Annotated in this window: 11 protein-coding genes and 1 pseudogene; 3 read left to right on the forward strand and 9 right to left on the reverse strand. The window is 36.7% G+C overall.

The window, feature by feature from the left end; translation table 11 throughout:
- Window positions 1-12: 12 nt before the first annotated feature.
- From STRINF_RS07875 to STRINF_RS07905, 7 genes and pseudogenes are all read right to left on the reverse strand, one after another.
- The gene (locus STRINF_RS07875; protein WP_006532560.1) at window positions 13-828 is read right to left on the reverse strand and encodes a transporter substrate-binding domain-containing protein; all 816 of its coding nucleotides are present in this window, start codon (window positions 826-828) and stop codon (window positions 13-15) included.
- A gap of 78 nt (window positions 829-906) precedes the next feature.
- Complete coding sequence (locus STRINF_RS07880; RefSeq protein WP_006532561.1) at window positions 907-2016, reverse strand: aminotransferase; 1110 nt, start codon at window positions 2014-2016, stop codon at window positions 907-909.
- Between the two features lie 86 nt (window positions 2017-2102).
- Complete coding sequence (locus tag STRINF_RS07885; RefSeq protein WP_006532562.1) at window positions 2103-2912, reverse strand: transporter substrate-binding domain-containing protein; 810 nt, start codon at window positions 2910-2912, stop codon at window positions 2103-2105.
- A gap of 12 nt (window positions 2913-2924) precedes the next feature.
- Entirely contained in the window at window positions 2925-3743 is an 819-nt protein-coding gene (locus tag STRINF_RS07890) for an ABC transporter substrate-binding protein (protein ID WP_115283754.1), read from the reverse strand.
- 168 nt (window positions 3744-3911) lie between these two features.
- Window positions 3912-6177 (reverse strand): annotated as a pseudogene (gene glgP / locus STRINF_RS07895) (glycogen/starch/alpha-glucan family phosphorylase).
- Window positions 6178-6197: 20 nt separating this feature from the next.
- Complete coding sequence (gene malQ / locus STRINF_RS07900) at window positions 6198-7700, reverse strand: 4-alpha-glucanotransferase (protein ID WP_006532566.1); 1503 nt, start codon at window positions 7698-7700, stop codon at window positions 6198-6200.
- Between the two features lie 163 nt (window positions 7701-7863).
- Entirely contained in the window at window positions 7864-8892 is a 1029-nt protein-coding gene (locus STRINF_RS07905) for a LacI family DNA-binding transcriptional regulator (RefSeq protein WP_006532567.1), read from the reverse strand.
- A 343-nt stretch (window positions 8893-9235) separates the two neighbouring features.
- On the opposite strand from STRINF_RS07905, the gene STRINF_RS07910 reads away from it, so the two are divergent.
- From STRINF_RS07910 to STRINF_RS07920, 3 genes are all read left to right on the forward strand, one after another.
- Entirely contained in the window at window positions 9236-10495 is a 1260-nt protein-coding gene (locus tag STRINF_RS07910; protein ID WP_006532568.1) for an extracellular solute-binding protein, read from the forward strand.
- Window positions 10496-10624: 129 nt separating this feature from the next.
- Entirely contained in the window at window positions 10625-11992 is a 1368-nt protein-coding gene (locus tag STRINF_RS07915; protein WP_006532569.1) for a carbohydrate ABC transporter permease, read from the forward strand.
- Window positions 11992-12828 carry a sugar ABC transporter permease gene (locus tag STRINF_RS07920; protein ID WP_006532570.1) on the forward strand — a complete coding sequence of 279 codons (837 nt, stop codon included), beginning with the start codon at window positions 11992-11994 and terminating at the stop codon, window positions 12826-12828. The genes STRINF_RS07915 and STRINF_RS07920 overlap by 1 nt, the downstream gene beginning before the upstream one ends.
- Before the next feature lie 122 nt (window positions 12829-12950).
- On the opposite strand, the gene STRINF_RS07925 is transcribed toward STRINF_RS07920, so the two are convergent.
- Together STRINF_RS07925 and uvrB are read right to left on the reverse strand one after the other, a co-directional pair.
- Complete coding sequence (locus STRINF_RS07925; protein ID WP_006532572.1) at window positions 12951-13415, reverse strand: 8-oxo-dGTP diphosphatase; 465 nt, start codon at window positions 13413-13415, stop codon at window positions 12951-12953.
- A gap of 18 nt (window positions 13416-13433) precedes the next feature.
- On the reverse strand, window positions 13434-15425 hold the full coding sequence (uvrB, locus tag STRINF_RS07930; protein ID WP_006532573.1) for an excinuclease ABC subunit UvrB: 1992 nt from the start codon (window positions 15423-15425) through the stop codon (window positions 13434-13436).
- Window positions 15426-15434 lie beyond the last annotated feature (9 nt).

Consider the following 15434-nt stretch of genomic DNA (forward strand, 5'->3'; position numbering starts at 1 on the left):
AGCTCTCTTTTATTAGTCTTCGATTTCATTTGCTGTCAATTGTGCAGCATCAGAAATGTATTTTTTGTATTTATCGTCTTTAGCCAGTTTTTTAATAACTTTGTTAACTGTTTTAACCATTTCGCCACTACCTTTTGGCATCGCTACTGCTTTGGCATCTCCATCACTGGTTTTTAGAGCAAAACCTGCAAGAGCAATATCTGAGTTTTGTGACAAGTAACCTTCAGCAACTGGTTTTTCAAGGTCAACCGCTTGAACTTGGCCAGATTTCAATTCATTAATGGCTTCACCCATTGCTGTTAGAGAAACGATTTTTGAATCTTTCAATTGGTCTTTAGCCAAACCTTCTTCGATAGTTCCTTTTTGAACTGCTACTTTTTGACCTGACAAGCTACTAATTGAAGTGAATTTATCAAGGTTGCTTGTTTTGACAAGAATGGCATTTTCAGTTTCGTAGTACGGGTCTGAAAAATCATAAGCGTTTTTACGTTCTTTAGTTGCTGACAAACCAGAAATCGCAATATCAGCTTTACCAGTTTGAAGACTTGAAAGGACGTTATCAAAACTCATTGAAGACAATTCAAGTTTAACGCCAAGTTCGTCAGCAATGGCTTTCGCCAACTCAACATCAGCACCAACAATAGTATCTTTGCCATTAACCAAAGTTTTAAACTCAAATGGTGCATAGTCTGGACTGATTGCAACAACTAATTTACCTTTTTTAACCACTTTTTCTTGCAAATTTTCATTTGATGAAGATCCACAAGCTGCCAAGGCAAAAACAGAGACAAACGTAAGTGCCCCTAGAACAAGCTTTTTAATTTTCATATTTATTCTCTCTTATCTTAATATTATCTCTATTTTATCCATTTTCGAACGATTAGTCAATGATTTTTGAATAAAAATTCATTCATTTAAACATAAAGATAGTAACTCTAGTCCCTTTTCTAAAGTCTCTTTTTTACATGAATATCCTAATCTAACATATCCTTCTCGCTCAAAACGGTTTCCAGGAACCAATAAGACACCGTAATTTTTGAGCAAAGTCAGGCAAAATTCTTCAATTGGACAATCAACCTCCAATTTGACAAATGAAGTCGGCACTTCTGCTGGTCTTATATAGGAAGCTTTTTTCTCTTTTTTTATCCATTTGTCAAGAATTTCAAGGTTCTGTCTGATGATTTTGCGATTACGCTCTAGAATTACGTCCTTATGTTTCAAAGCTAATCTAGCAACCATATCGTCAAACACACCCGCACAAATCATGGTATAGTCGCGATAATCACGCAAAATATCAGTCACTTCATCACAAGCGGCCACCCAGCCGACACGAATTCCTGGCAGTGAAAAGGTCTTAGAAAGACTATTTACCGAAATTCCCTTTTCATACAAATCAATAATCGACGAAACTTTTGTGTCCGTAAAAGGACGATAAACCTCATCAGCCAAAATATAAGCTCCGCAAGACCTAGCAATAGCGATCAACTCACGCAGATAGTCATCATCCATAACAGCACCCGTCGGGTTATTGGCGTTATTAATGCAAATCATTTTGGTATTTGAACGAATCAATTGACGAAGTTCTGCTAAATCTGGTAACCACTTATTTTCTTCACGGACCTGCCATAAATCAACATCTGCTCCCAAAGATTTTGGAATATCATAAAGTTGTTGGTAAGTTGGATACAAAGAAATCACATGATCCCCAGGTTCAATCAAACCGTACAAGACCAACATATTGGCACCCGTAGCACCGTTAGTTTGGAGAATTTGATTTTCAGTCACAGATTCATATAATTGACTGACCGCCTTTTTAAATTCTGGCGAGCCTTCAATCCAGCCATAATTTAATTTTTTAGTAAGTAATTCCTGATAAAAAGATGTTTCAGATTCCCTTGTCAATTCAAATAACTCTTGCAATGTTAGAGCTTCTATTGACACACCTGCAATGTCATACACTGCTTCTCTTTCGTGGCTATTGAGCCATTCTTCAACTCCAAATCGTGGTAATTTCATCGCTTACCTCTTTTGACTTTCTAAGATTATTTTACCATTCATAAGGAAAAACTGAGAGCAATAACCCTCGGTTTCCTTTCACTTCATTATTCTGACTCAGAACTACTTTGCGTGTAAGTCGAAGCTTTTTCAATCCATGCATCAAACTCCCCTGATTTCTTAGCTTTCTTGATAACTTTATTCACAGAAGCAATTAACTTTTTATCAGTTCCTTTAGCAAAGGCTACAGCATAAGCATCTGTATCAGTTGATTTCAATGGCATATCTGCGATGGCTAAATCAGGAGTTTGAGAAATATAGCCCTCAGCAATCGCTTTTTCTAGCACAACTGCCTGAAGTTGATTATTTTTCAATTCATTAATCATTTCACCGTTTGAAGTTAGTGAAACTAGACTTGAACTTGGTAATTGGTCTTTGGCAATGTTCTCTTGAATTGACCCTTTTTGTGCACCAACAGATTTTCCTGCCAAGCTTTCAAGACTTGTATAAGTCGCTAAATCAGCTTTTTTAAGAATCACGACATTTTCTGCTTCATAATAAGCATCTGAGAACTCGTAAGCTTTTTTACGTTCATCTGTCACTGAAATTCCCGCAATAGCGATATCAGCTTTACCAGAAGTCACAGAAGCGAGAACGTTATTGAAGGACATCACTGAAAAATCAGCTTTAACATCCAATTCTTTAGCAATTGCCTTAGCTAGTTCAATATCTGCACCAACCAAGGTATCTTTTCCATCAATTAAAGTTTTAAATTCAAAAGGTGCAAATTCTGATTCCGTCGCGATGACGATTTTACCTTTATTTTGAATACTTTTTTGACTTGTTCCTGACGTTGAACAAGCTGTCATCGTTCCTAATGCTAAAAGTAGAAACAAACCTCCTAAAAACTTCTTCATATCATTTTCTCCTTAGTTACTTGATTCATTAGTTGACAAAGCATAAGCTTCTTGAACAAATTGATCAATTTTTCCTGAATCTTTCAAGTCTTTGATAACTTTATTGACCTCTTTAGTCAATTTGTCGTCACCTTTAGGAAGGGCTACAGCATAAGCGTCGGCGTCATCATTTTTCAACTTGATATTAGCAATTGTCAAATCATCGTTATTAGCAGCGTAGCCTTCTGCAATTGGTTTTTCAAGGACAACTGCTTGGATTTGACCATTTTTCAATTCATTAATCATTTCGCCATTTTGTGTCAAAGCAACAACTTTTGAACCTTTCAATTGTTCAGAAGCCACATTTTCTTGGATAGATCCTTTTTGAGTTCCGACAGACAAACCAGCTAATGAACTTGTTTTTGTATATTTATCAACGTCTGTTTTCTTAATCAATACAACATTTTCTGATTCGTAATAAGCTTCTGAGAAATTATAAGCTTTTTTACGTTCAGGCGTTGCTGAAATACCTGAGATAGCCACATCAGCTTTACCTGATTGAAGACTTGCCAAAACATTGTTAAATGACATTGAAGAGAATTTCACTTTAACACCAAGCTCTTCACCGATAGCTTTTGCAATCTCTACATCCGCACCAACAATAGTATCTTTGCCATCAACTAAAGTTTTAAATTCAAAAGGAGCGAATTCTGGATTCATAGCAACGACAAGAGTTCCTTTATCTTTAATATCTGAAACTGATGTATCTTTTTGATTTCCTGAGCCACAAGCTGTCAATAGAAAAGCTGAAGCAACAAGAGCTAACCCACCAAACATTTTACTTACTTTCATAGTCATTTTCTCTTTTCTTTTTTGTATATGTATACATTTTATTTAATATTTATACATTTGTCTAACCCTTTTTTTATAAAAATTCATTATTTTTGTATTTTTTTGTATATACATAAAACGCGAGGTCTTTTTATCAACCTCGCGTTCTTGTTTATACTCTATTTAATCTTATTTGCTGTGCCAGATTTCATCGTTGTATTGTTCGATTGTACGGTCTGATGAGAAGAAACCAGCCTTAGCAATATTTTTGATAACTTTAGTCATCCAAGATTTTTGATCTTCGTAATCAGCAAGCATTTGTTCTTTAACAGCAATGTATTCTTTAAGGTCAATCAAAGTCATGAACCAATCTTTGTTAATCAATTCATTATAGAGACGTTCAAGACGTTCAGCATTACCATGTTTAACCAATTCATCACTAACAATAAAGTCTACTGCTTCTTTGATGACAGGATCATTTTCATAGTAATCAGTTGCTACGTAACCTTGAGTTGCATAAAGATCAATGATTGTATCTGAATCTTTACCAAATATGTAAATATTTTCACTACCTACAAGTTCTGCGATTTCAACGTTTGCACCGTCCATGGTACCAAGTGTCAATGCACCATTCAACATGAATTTCATGTTACCAGTACCTGAAGCTTCTTTAGAAGCAAGAGAGATTTGTTCTGAAATATCTGTCGCAGGAATCAAGTGTTCAGCTACCGTAACATTGTAGTTTTCAACTAAGTGAACATTTAGGTATTTGTTTACTTCTGGGTCGTTGTTAATCAATTCAGACAAGCAAAGAATCAAGTGAATAACATCTTGTGCAATGATGTATGCTGGTGCTGCTTTACCACCAAAGATAACAGTAATTTTACGTTCTGGTAGGTTACCACGTTTGATTTCAAGGTATTTATGAATAACATAAAGAGCATTCATTTGTTGACGTTTGTACTCATGGAAGCGCTTGATTTGTGTATCAATAATTGAGTTTTCATCAAGGTCAATACCTTTATTATCTTTAAGGTAACGTTTAAGCGCCAATTTGTTATTGTGTTTGATTTCAGCAAGTTTTGCATGAACAGCTTCATCGTCAGCATAAGCAAGTAATTTTTCAAGCTTAGTAGCATCAGTAAGATATTCATCACCGATAAGCTCTTTAAGGTAATCCGCTAAATTTTGGTTAGCAAATTCAAGCCAACGACGGAATGTGATACCGTTTGTTTTGTTGTTGAATTTTTCAGGGTAAATGTCATAGAATGGTTTCAATTCACTGTTTTTAAGGATTTCAGTGTGAAGTGCAGCTACCCCGTTTACAGAAGTTGAGAAGTGAATATCCATGTGAGCCATGTGAACACGACCTGAATCATCAATGATTTGAACAGCTGGATCTGAATATTGGCTAGCAACAAGTTTGTTTAGTTTTTCAATGATTGTTACCAAGTGAGGGACAACTTCATTGAGGTAATCAAGAGGCCATTTTTCAAGTGCTTCTGCCAAGATTGTGTGGTTAGTATAACCAACCATACTTTTCACGATTGATACAGCTTCATCAAAATCGATACCGTGTTTTTCAGTCAAGAGACGAATCAATTCAGGAATAACCATTGATGGGTGAGTATCATTGATTTGAACATAAGCATAGTCAGCTAAGTCATGCAAGTTTGAACCACGTTCAAGAGCTTCATCAATCAATAATTGTGCAGCATTTGATACCATGAAGTATTGTTGATAGATACGAAGCAATTCACCATTACGGTCTGAATCATCTGGGTAAAGGAAGAGTGTCAAGTTCTTCTTGATTTCAGTCTTATCAAATGAAATACCATCGTGAATCAAACCGTAGTCAAGCCCGTCAATATCAAATAAGTTCAAGTAGTTTTTAGTATCACGTTTGTAACCAAGAACATCAATACGGTCAAGACGAGATTTAAGTGTAAAATCTTTAAATGGAACATCGTAGCTGATGTCAGTTGGTACAAGCCATGAATTCTTTTTCAATCCAGTAGTTAGCTTCTGCTTCTTGTTGGTTATCAACGAAGACTTGTTTGAATAGACCACAGTGGTAGTTAAGTCCAACACCTTCACCATTGATACCAAGAGTTGACATTGAATCGATGAAACATGATGCCAAACGACCAAGACCACCATTACCAAGTGATGGTTCAAGTTCGACATCTTCTACTTCTGCGATTGATTTACCTGCTGCAGCTAGTTCAGCTTTAACATCTTTATAGATACCAAGGTTAATCAAGTTATTTGACAAAAGTTTACCGATAAGAAATTCAGCAGAAATGTAGTAAACTTTGCGTTTAGCTGTATTTTTTGGTTTTTCGGCAGCTAATTCTTTAACGTAGTGCAAAAGCGCTACATAGATATCTTCATTGCTCAATTCAGCAAGTTTTTGGCCTTTTGAAGTTACGTAATCTTTAAATTTAGTTGTCATTATAATATCCCTTTTTCTTTTTATTTAAATGTATTTTTGCGGCAATATAGTGCTGTAATGTCTTTCAAGAATGCTTTGCGTTCATCTGTCAAATCCTCTTTTAACATACGCCATTTCCAGTTGCCACCAACAGTATTTGGAATGTTCATGCGAGACTCAGCTGGTTTGTCTAGGATGTCTTGCATAGTTGCAATTGCAATATCACTAACCGTTGCAAACAAGGTACGAAGCATTGTTTGTGTGATTGGTTCGCCTTCATGACGATGTGTATAAGCATCAACAAATGCTTTTTGTTCATCAGTCAAGTTGTCATACCAACCATTAACCACTTCATTATCATGTGTGCCATTATAAGCAACGCTATTTTTATTGCAGTTATGTGGAGCATCGATACTCTTACCTTCGGTATCATAGAAACCAAATTCAAGAATCTTCATACCTGGAAAAGCAGTGTCAGTTAACAATTGCTCAGCTTTGGCATCAATATAACCGAGGTTTTCTGCAATAATAGGAAGTTCGCCAAGCTCGTCACGTACGACATCAAACAAAGCGCGTCCTGGACCAGGTTGCCAGCTACCATCATTTGCAGTTTCGTAATCGCCACGAATTTCCCAATAATCTGAGAAACCTTTAAAGTGGTCAATACGAAGAAGGTCGTAGAGCTTAATCCCCTCTTTAATACGGTAAACCCACCAAGCATAATTTGTTTTCTTGTGGTTTTCCCAATCATAAATTGGATTTCCCCAAAGTTGACCATCATCACTAAATGAATCCGCAGGAACACCAGCAATACAAAGTGGGTTCTTTTCAGCATCAACTTTGAAAAGTTCAGGCATTGTCCAAACCTCTACACTATCAGCAGAAATGTAGATTGGCATATCACCAATAATCTTAATGCCTTTTTCATTAGCATAAGCTTTTAAATCAGCCCATTGTTGGTAGAAGAAATATTGAGTGACTTTATGATAAGTAATCGCATCTTTTAGTTTTTCGCGATAAGCATCAAGAGCTGCCTCTTCACGGCGAACAACTGCTTTATCATCCCATTCTTGCAAAGCTTTATTTCCAAAGAACTCTTTGATTGCCATGAATTCTGCGTAATCTTTTACCCAACTTGCTTCTTTTTCAAACTCAGCTAAAGCTTTTTGGTTATCAGAATTTTGCATAAATTCTGCAACTGCTTTCTCCAAAATTGGACGTCGTGCTTCGAAGATACGAGCATAATCTACGTTTTCTAAATCATCTCCGAAGTTAACTGTTTCAAAATCTTCTTTTGCCAAGTAACCTTGTTTACAAAGCAATTCTAAGTCAATTAAATGTGTGTTCCCAGCTGTTGCTGAGAATGATTGATAAGGGGAATCACCATAACTTGTCGTTGTTAATGGTAGGATTTGCCAATATGTTTGGTCAGTTTCAACCAAGAAATCAACAAAGTTATAAGCTTCTTGACCAAATGTTCCCACCCCTTGTTTGCCGGGTAATGATGTGATATGCATCAGTACACCACTTGCACGTTTTTCCATATGTTTTCTCCTTTATCAACGATCTTTACACTGCAAATTATAACGCAAGCGTTTGCGTAAGTCAATCATTTTTTGCAAAAAAAATAAAAAAACACCTCAACTGCTAAAACTAATAGCAATTAAGGCGTTTATTTTCATTCATAAAAACCGCTAGAAAGGGAATTTATTTGTCTTCAACATGCAATTGACGGACACTTTCACGCTCTCTCAAGGTAAAAGGAACAATGATTTTTTCGGTAATCGCCGTTTCAGGAGATTTAATCAATTCGACCAATCGTCTGAAACTAGTTCGACCTAAATTAGCAACATTAATATCAAATGTTGTCATATAAGGGTGAATCAAAGTGGAATAGGCTGAGTTATTGAAAGTGATAATTGAAATATCATCAGGAACCTTCAATTGATAATAAGACAAGAACTGTGCTAATCGAACTGAAATTGTATCAGCAATCACAATCAGAGCCGTTGCTTTACTTGATTCAATTTTTTCAATTAATGCTTCCAGAATCATTGGATCTCTACGATCGAACAAAACTGCTTTATCGCTTGTCAGACCAAATTTTTCCATGCCTCGAAGGTAACCAAAATAACGTTCTGATGACACTTCAGATTTTAAATCATCCGTAACAAATAGAATCTCACGATGTCCTTTTTGATAAAGATATTCAACTGCTTTTTTACCCATCAATTGGTTATCATTATCTATATGAATAATATCATTTTCGAAACCTTCGGGAGCACCGACAATCACAAAAGGTACATTATTATCCATTAAATACTTACGAACTGGATCTTCTGGATCAGAGTATAAGATAATAAATCCATCTACACGTTTTTGGCGATACATTAATTTTACTTGTTCTTCTAATTCATCAACTGTCATACCGGTTGCAATAGAAATTGTAAAATCATTTAATTTCGCTTCGCTAGTTATAGTAGAAAGAATTTGCATAAAGAATGGTTCGTTTAAACGATCTGGTGTGATTAACGGTGGAAAGATCAAACCAACATTATACGTTAGCCCACTGGCTAACATTTGGGCAGCCACATTAGGAACATAACCTAACTCTGCCATCGCTTTCCGAACTTTGTCTTTTGTTTTCTGAGAAATGGATTTATTATCCTTCAAAACACGGCTAACCGTCGAAGGATTGACGCCAGCTTTAGCCGCTACATCTTTAATTGTAACCATCTAAGTCTCCTTTGCATCTTACATTTTATAAAAGATTTACTGTACTGACAAGGTTTTAGAGGTAAAAACTCTTATTTTTATCCCCTATTATACATAAATAAGATATTTCTGCAATTGTTTGCCCTATTTTGTGATATTTTTTAGAAAAATATTGTTTTTTCAAGCTATTTTATAGTAAAAACTGACCAATATATATCAGATTAACGCACTTATTATCACTTTCTTTGTTTGACCTTTTAAGTTTTTTAAACTTTTTTACAAAAAACGCTTGACATTAACTGCAAACGGTTGCATAATATAGGTGTAAATAATATTACTAATCTTTCTCTAGGAGGGGAAACTCATGAAGAAGAACACATGGAAAAAAATGGTCCTTGCTGGTGCAGGTTTAACACTTGCTGGAAGCGTTTTAGTTGCTTGTTCAAATAACTCATCAACTAAATCATCTTCTGCCTCTGACAGCAAGACAATCAAACTTTGGGTACCAACTGGTGCTAAAAAATCTTACACTGCTATTGTTAAAGATTTCGAAAAAGAATCTGGCTACACTGTAAAAGTTGTTGAATCAAACGATTCAAAAGCACAAGAAAACGTTAAGAAAGACCCACAAAAAGCTGCTGATGTCTTTTCACTTCCACACGATCAACTTGGTCAACTAGTTGAATCTGGTGTTATCCAAGAAGTTCCAGAAGAATATGCCAACGAAATTGCTACTAACGATACTGATCAAGCAATAGCTGGTGCAAAATACAAAGGTAAAACATACGCCTTCCCATTCGGTATTGAATCACAAGTTCTCTTCTATAATAAGTCTAAACTTTCTGAAGAAGATGTTACTAACTATGAAACAATTACAAGCAAAGCTACATTTGGTGCTACTTTCAAATCGATGAATGCTTACGCTACTGCCCCACTTTTCATGTCAGTTGGTTGCACATTATTCGGAGAAGACGGTGAAACAGTTGATGGCACAAACTGGGGTAACGAAGCTGGTGTATCTGTTCTTCAATGGATTGCTGATCAAAAATCAAACAAAGGTTTCGTTAACTTGACTGCTGAAAATGCAATGTCTAAATTCGGTGACGGAAGCGTTGCTTCACTTGAATCAGGCCCTTGGGATCTTAAAGCTGCACAAGACGCTGTTGGTAAAGATAATCTTGGTATCGCTGTTTATCCAAAAATCTCAATCGGCGGTAACGAAGTACAACAAAAAGCTTTCCTTGGTGTGAAACTCTTTGCTGTTAACCAAGCTCCTGCAGGTTCAGATACAAAACGTATCGCTGCTTCTTACAAACTTGCTTCTATGCTTACTAGCGCAGAAAGCCAAGAAAACCAATTCACTTACAAAGGTCGTAACATTATTCCTGCTAACAAAGAAGTTCAATCATCAGATAAAGTTCAATCAGATGAATTGGCTCAAGCAGTTATCAAGATGGCTTCATCATCAGACTACACAGTTGTAACACCTAAACTTAGTCAAATGACTACATTCTGGACTGAAAGCGCTGCACTTCTCAGCGATGTCTACAATGGTAAAATTCAAAGTGGTGACTACCTCGCTAAATTGCAACAATTTGACAAAGATTTAGCTAACGCTAAGTAAGATGTTCTAAAGTGGGGAGTTACATCCCCACTTTATTTTTAGGGAAACTCTTGTCGGAGTTATTACTAAGAACTTTAAGATTAAATTTTTAGCAGTGACTTCCAACAAGATTAATAAAAGGAGTTTTGTATGACTAATTCACACTATTTTGACAGTGTATCAGTTACTGAGGCTTTTAAAAAAGGAAAATTTGATACCAAACTGTCATTTCTGATTATGGGATTCTCAAATTTTTACCATAAACAGATCATTAAAGGTTGTTTGTTTTTACTATCAGAGATTCTTTTTTTAATCACTTTCTTCTCTCAGATTATTCCAAACTTGCAAGGATTAATCACTCTGGGAACACACCAACAAGGTCTTGTTGAACAAACCGTCAACGGGATTAAGATGAAAGTTGCTGTTGATGGCGATAACTCAATGTTAATGCTTATCTTCGGTCTTGCTTCTCTTATCTTCTGCCTTGTTTTTGCTTATATTTATTGGTGTAATCTTAAGAGCGCTAGAAATCTTTATGTCATCGATAAAGAAGGTTTGAAAGTTCCTACCTTTAAAGAAGACTTTGAAACATTGGCAAACGGTCGTTTCCACATGACTTTGATGGCAGTCCCAATGATTGGGGTTCTTCTCTTCACTATCTTGCCATTAATTTATATGATTTGTTTGGCTTTCACAAATTATGATCATAATCATTTACCACCGAAAAGTTTGTTTGACTGGGTTGGTTTTGCTAACTTCGGTAACATCTTTAATGGTCGTATGGCAGGAACATTCTTCCCAGTCTTGTCTTGGACATTAATTTGGGCAGTCTTTGCTACTGTTACTAACTTCTTCTTTGGTATTGTTCTTGCATTAATCATTAATACTAAAGGATTGAAATTGAAAAAAATGTGGCGTACTATCTTCGTTATCACAATTGCTGTGCCACAATTCATTTCACTTCTTATCATGAGAAACTTGCTCAGTGATGCAGGTCCAGTCAATGCATTCCTTGAAAAAATCGGACTTATCTCTGCTGCAAACCCACTGCCATTCTTGTCAGACCCACTTTGGGCTAAATTCTCAATCATCATCGTTAACATGTGGGTAGGTATTCCTGTCACAATGCTTGTCGCTTCAGGTATTATCATGAACCTTCCACAAGAACAAATAGAAGCCGCTGAAATCGATGGTGCCAATAAATTCCAAATCTTTAAATCAATCACATTCCCTCAAATCTTACTTGTGATGATGCCAAACTTGATTCAACAATTTATCGGTAACATTAACAACTTCAACGTTATTTACCTTCTTACTGGTGGTGGTCCTACTAACTCTAACTTCTACCAAGCTGGTAGCACAGACTTGCTTGTTACTTGGCTCTACAACTTAACAGTTACTGCAGCTGACTACAACCTTGCTTCTGTTATCGGTATTTTTATCTTTGTTCTTTCTGCTGTATTTAGTCTCTTGGCTTACACAAGAACAAGTTCTTACAAGGAAGGGGTTGCTAAATAATGAAAAACAAAAAAAGATTAACACTGACTTTTGTCTATATTTTATTGATTGTTTTATCAATCATCTGGCTCTTTCCAATCGTTTGGGTTGTTCTTACTAGCTTCCGTGGCGAAGGAACAGCATACGTTAACTACTTCATTCCAAAAACTTGGACGCTAGATAATTACATTAAACTATTTACTTCTGATGCCTTTCCATTTGGGCAATGGTTCTTGAATACATTATTCGTCGCTTCTGCCACTTGTGTAATTTCAACATTCATCAACGTTGCTATGGCATACTCACTTAGTCGTATCAAATTCAAACACCGCAATGGTTTCTTGAAGTTAGCACTTGTACTTAATATGTTCCCTGGTTTCATGAGTATGATTGCTGTTTACTACATCTTAAAAGCATTCAACCTTGACCAAACATTGCTTGCACTTATTCTAGTTTACTCTGCTGGTGCAGCGCTTGGATTCTACATTGCTAAAGGATTCTTTGATACAATTCCTTACTCACTTGATGAATCTGCTATGATTGATGGAGCTACTCGCGCTGACATTTTCTTTAAAATCACTCTCCCACTTTCAAAACCAATCATTGTCTACACAGCGCTTATGGCTTTCATTGGTCCTTGGATTGATTTCATCTTCGCTAAGGTTATCCTAGGTGATGCAATAAGTAAATACACTGTTGCCATCGGTCTATTCTCAATGTTGCAACAAGATACCATTAATGACTGGTTCATGTCATTCACTGCTGGTTCAGTTCTTATCGCTGTCCCAATCACATTTCTCTTCATGTTTATGCAAAAATACTACGTTGAAGGCATTACTGGTGGTTCAGTTAAATAAGAAGAAGTTCAATCACTTCTCCCCTTCTATTATTAATTATCAAAAAAAGCTTGGAACAATTGTTCCAAGCTTTTTGATTGTTTAAAATCTGGCTATTCAAATAGGAAGACAACTTATTACTCTTACCAAAATTCACGTAAGAAATCGTCTTTTAAGCGTTCACGATAAAAGAGTTCATTAAGGTCATCTTCTTCAAAAACACGTAGCAAATTTAACATATCATATGCTAAGTCAAGGTTAGGTAAGTCTTTTCTAGCTACCCATTTAATTTTTCCCTCATCGGTCGAATGAACATTCCCTTCAAAATCAGAAGTTCGGTACAAGAAAACGAGATAACGTTTATCTTCTTTGGTGTACCAATGTTTCATCCCAACTAACTGAGGATTTTTAATGGTAAGTCCTGTTTCTTCTTTGACCTCACGGATAACTGATTCTACCAATCCTTCATGAGCTTCAATATGTCCTCCAGGAAGAGCATAGCCTGACCAAGAATAACGTTTTGGGTCACGAACCTGCATGACGACATTGCCTTTGCCATCTTCAATTAAGCACATATTAGTTAAAATCACATGTTGTGCACGAGACATTTTCTTACATTTTCCCTTCTAATCCATTGCTTTCAATTCCAACACCATATCACGCAATTGAGCAGCGAGCTCGAAATCAAGCATTTCAGCAGCTTCATGCATTTGTTTTTGCAATTTCTTAATAGCATCTTTGCGCTCTGCCTTGTTCATACTTGAGTAATCTGGCGTATCCTCAGCCACTTCAGTATCTGTCGCTTTAGAAATAGAAATCAAATCGCGAATTTCTTTCTTAATGGTTTGCGGTACAATACCATGTTCTTCGTTGTAACGCATTTGAATCTTACGACGGCGCGCTGTTTCATCCATGGCTTTTTGCATTGATTCTGTAATCTTATCTGCGTACATGATAACATGACCTTCACTATTTCGCGCAGCACGACCAATGGTTTGAATCAGACCACGTTCATTACGGAGAAATCCTTCTTTATCCGCATCAAGAATAGCAACCAAGCTAACTTCTGGTACGTCAATCCCTTCACGCAGCAAATTAATCCCAATCAAAACATCAAAAACACCTAAACGCAAATCGCGAATAATCTCGGTACGTTCCAAAGTCTTGATATCTGAGTGCATGTATTTTACTTTGACACCCATTTCTTTGAGGTAATCCGTCAAATCTTCTGCCATTTTCTTGGTTAATGTCGTGATAAAGGTACGCTCACCTTTTTCAACACGAGCATTGATTTCACCAAGAAGGTCATCCATTTGCCCCATCGTCGGACGAACTTCCACCTCAGGATCAAGTAGCCCTGTCGGACGAATAATTTGTTCAACGACAGTATCGGTTTGTTCTAGTTCATAATCACCAGGTGTCGCTGAGACGTAAACAATTTGGTGAACATGACTTTCAAACTCTTCACGACGAAGCGGACGATTATCAAGTGCACTTGGCAAGCGGAATCCATAGTTAACCAACATTTCCTTACGTGAACGGTCACCATTGTACATTCCCTTGATTTGTCCCATGGTCATATGACTTTCATCAACCATAATCAAAAAGTCTTCTGGGAAGAAATCAAGAAGGGTAAATGGCGGCTCACCTTCTGAACGTCCATCCATATAAGAAGAATAGTTTTCAACACCATTTGTATAGCCCATCTCGCGAAGCATTTCGACATCATATTCTGTACGTTGACGAATACGCTGTGCTTCGATGAGTTTGCCTTCAGCTTCGAACTGCTTAACCTGATCTTCCATTTCTGCTAGGATTTTTTGAATAGCTTCTTCCATGTGTTCTTCATTGGTCATGAAGTGAGTTGCTGGGAAAATCGCCAAATGCTCAACATCGCCTAAAACTTTGCCTGTCAAACTTTCGATTTCTCGAATGCGATCAATTTCATCACCGAAGAATTCGACACGAAAGGCATGTTCGTCTCGGCTGGCTGGGAAAATTTCAACCACATCACCGCGAACACGAAAGCGACCACGTTGAAAATCAATGTCATTTCGTTCAAATTGAATGTCAACAAGGTCATTTAACAATTGGTCACGTGAGATTTCCTGACCTGGACGAAGACTTACAACACTATCAGCATATTCTTTCGGTGACCCCAAACCATAAATACATGATACAGATGCAACGACAATAACATCATTTCGTTCAAGAAGTGATGACGTTGCTGAGTGGCGTAGCTTGTCAATTTCATCATTGACCGAGCTATCTTTTTCAATATAGGTGTCACTTGATGGCACATAAGCTTCGGGTTGGTAATAGTCATAGTAAGATACAAAGTACTCAACCGCATTTTCTGGGAAGAATTCCTTGAATTCCCCATAAAGCTGACCAGCCAGGGTCTTATTATGTGCAATAACAAGGGTCGGTTTATTAACTTTAGCAATGACTTGACTCATCGTATAAGTTTTACCAGTACCTGTTGCTCCGAGAAGAATCTGAGCTTTTTCTCCCCCTTCAATATTATTAACTAAAGTCTCGATTGCCTGTGGTTGGTCACCAGATGGCTCATATTTCGAGACTAATTTAAAATGATTATTTTCTATTCTATCAATCATAATATTCCT

This window comes from Streptococcus infantarius subsp. infantarius ATCC BAA-102 (assembly GCF_000154985.1).
GTDB classification, from domain to species: domain Bacteria; phylum Bacillota; class Bacilli; order Lactobacillales; family Streptococcaceae; genus Streptococcus; species Streptococcus infantarius.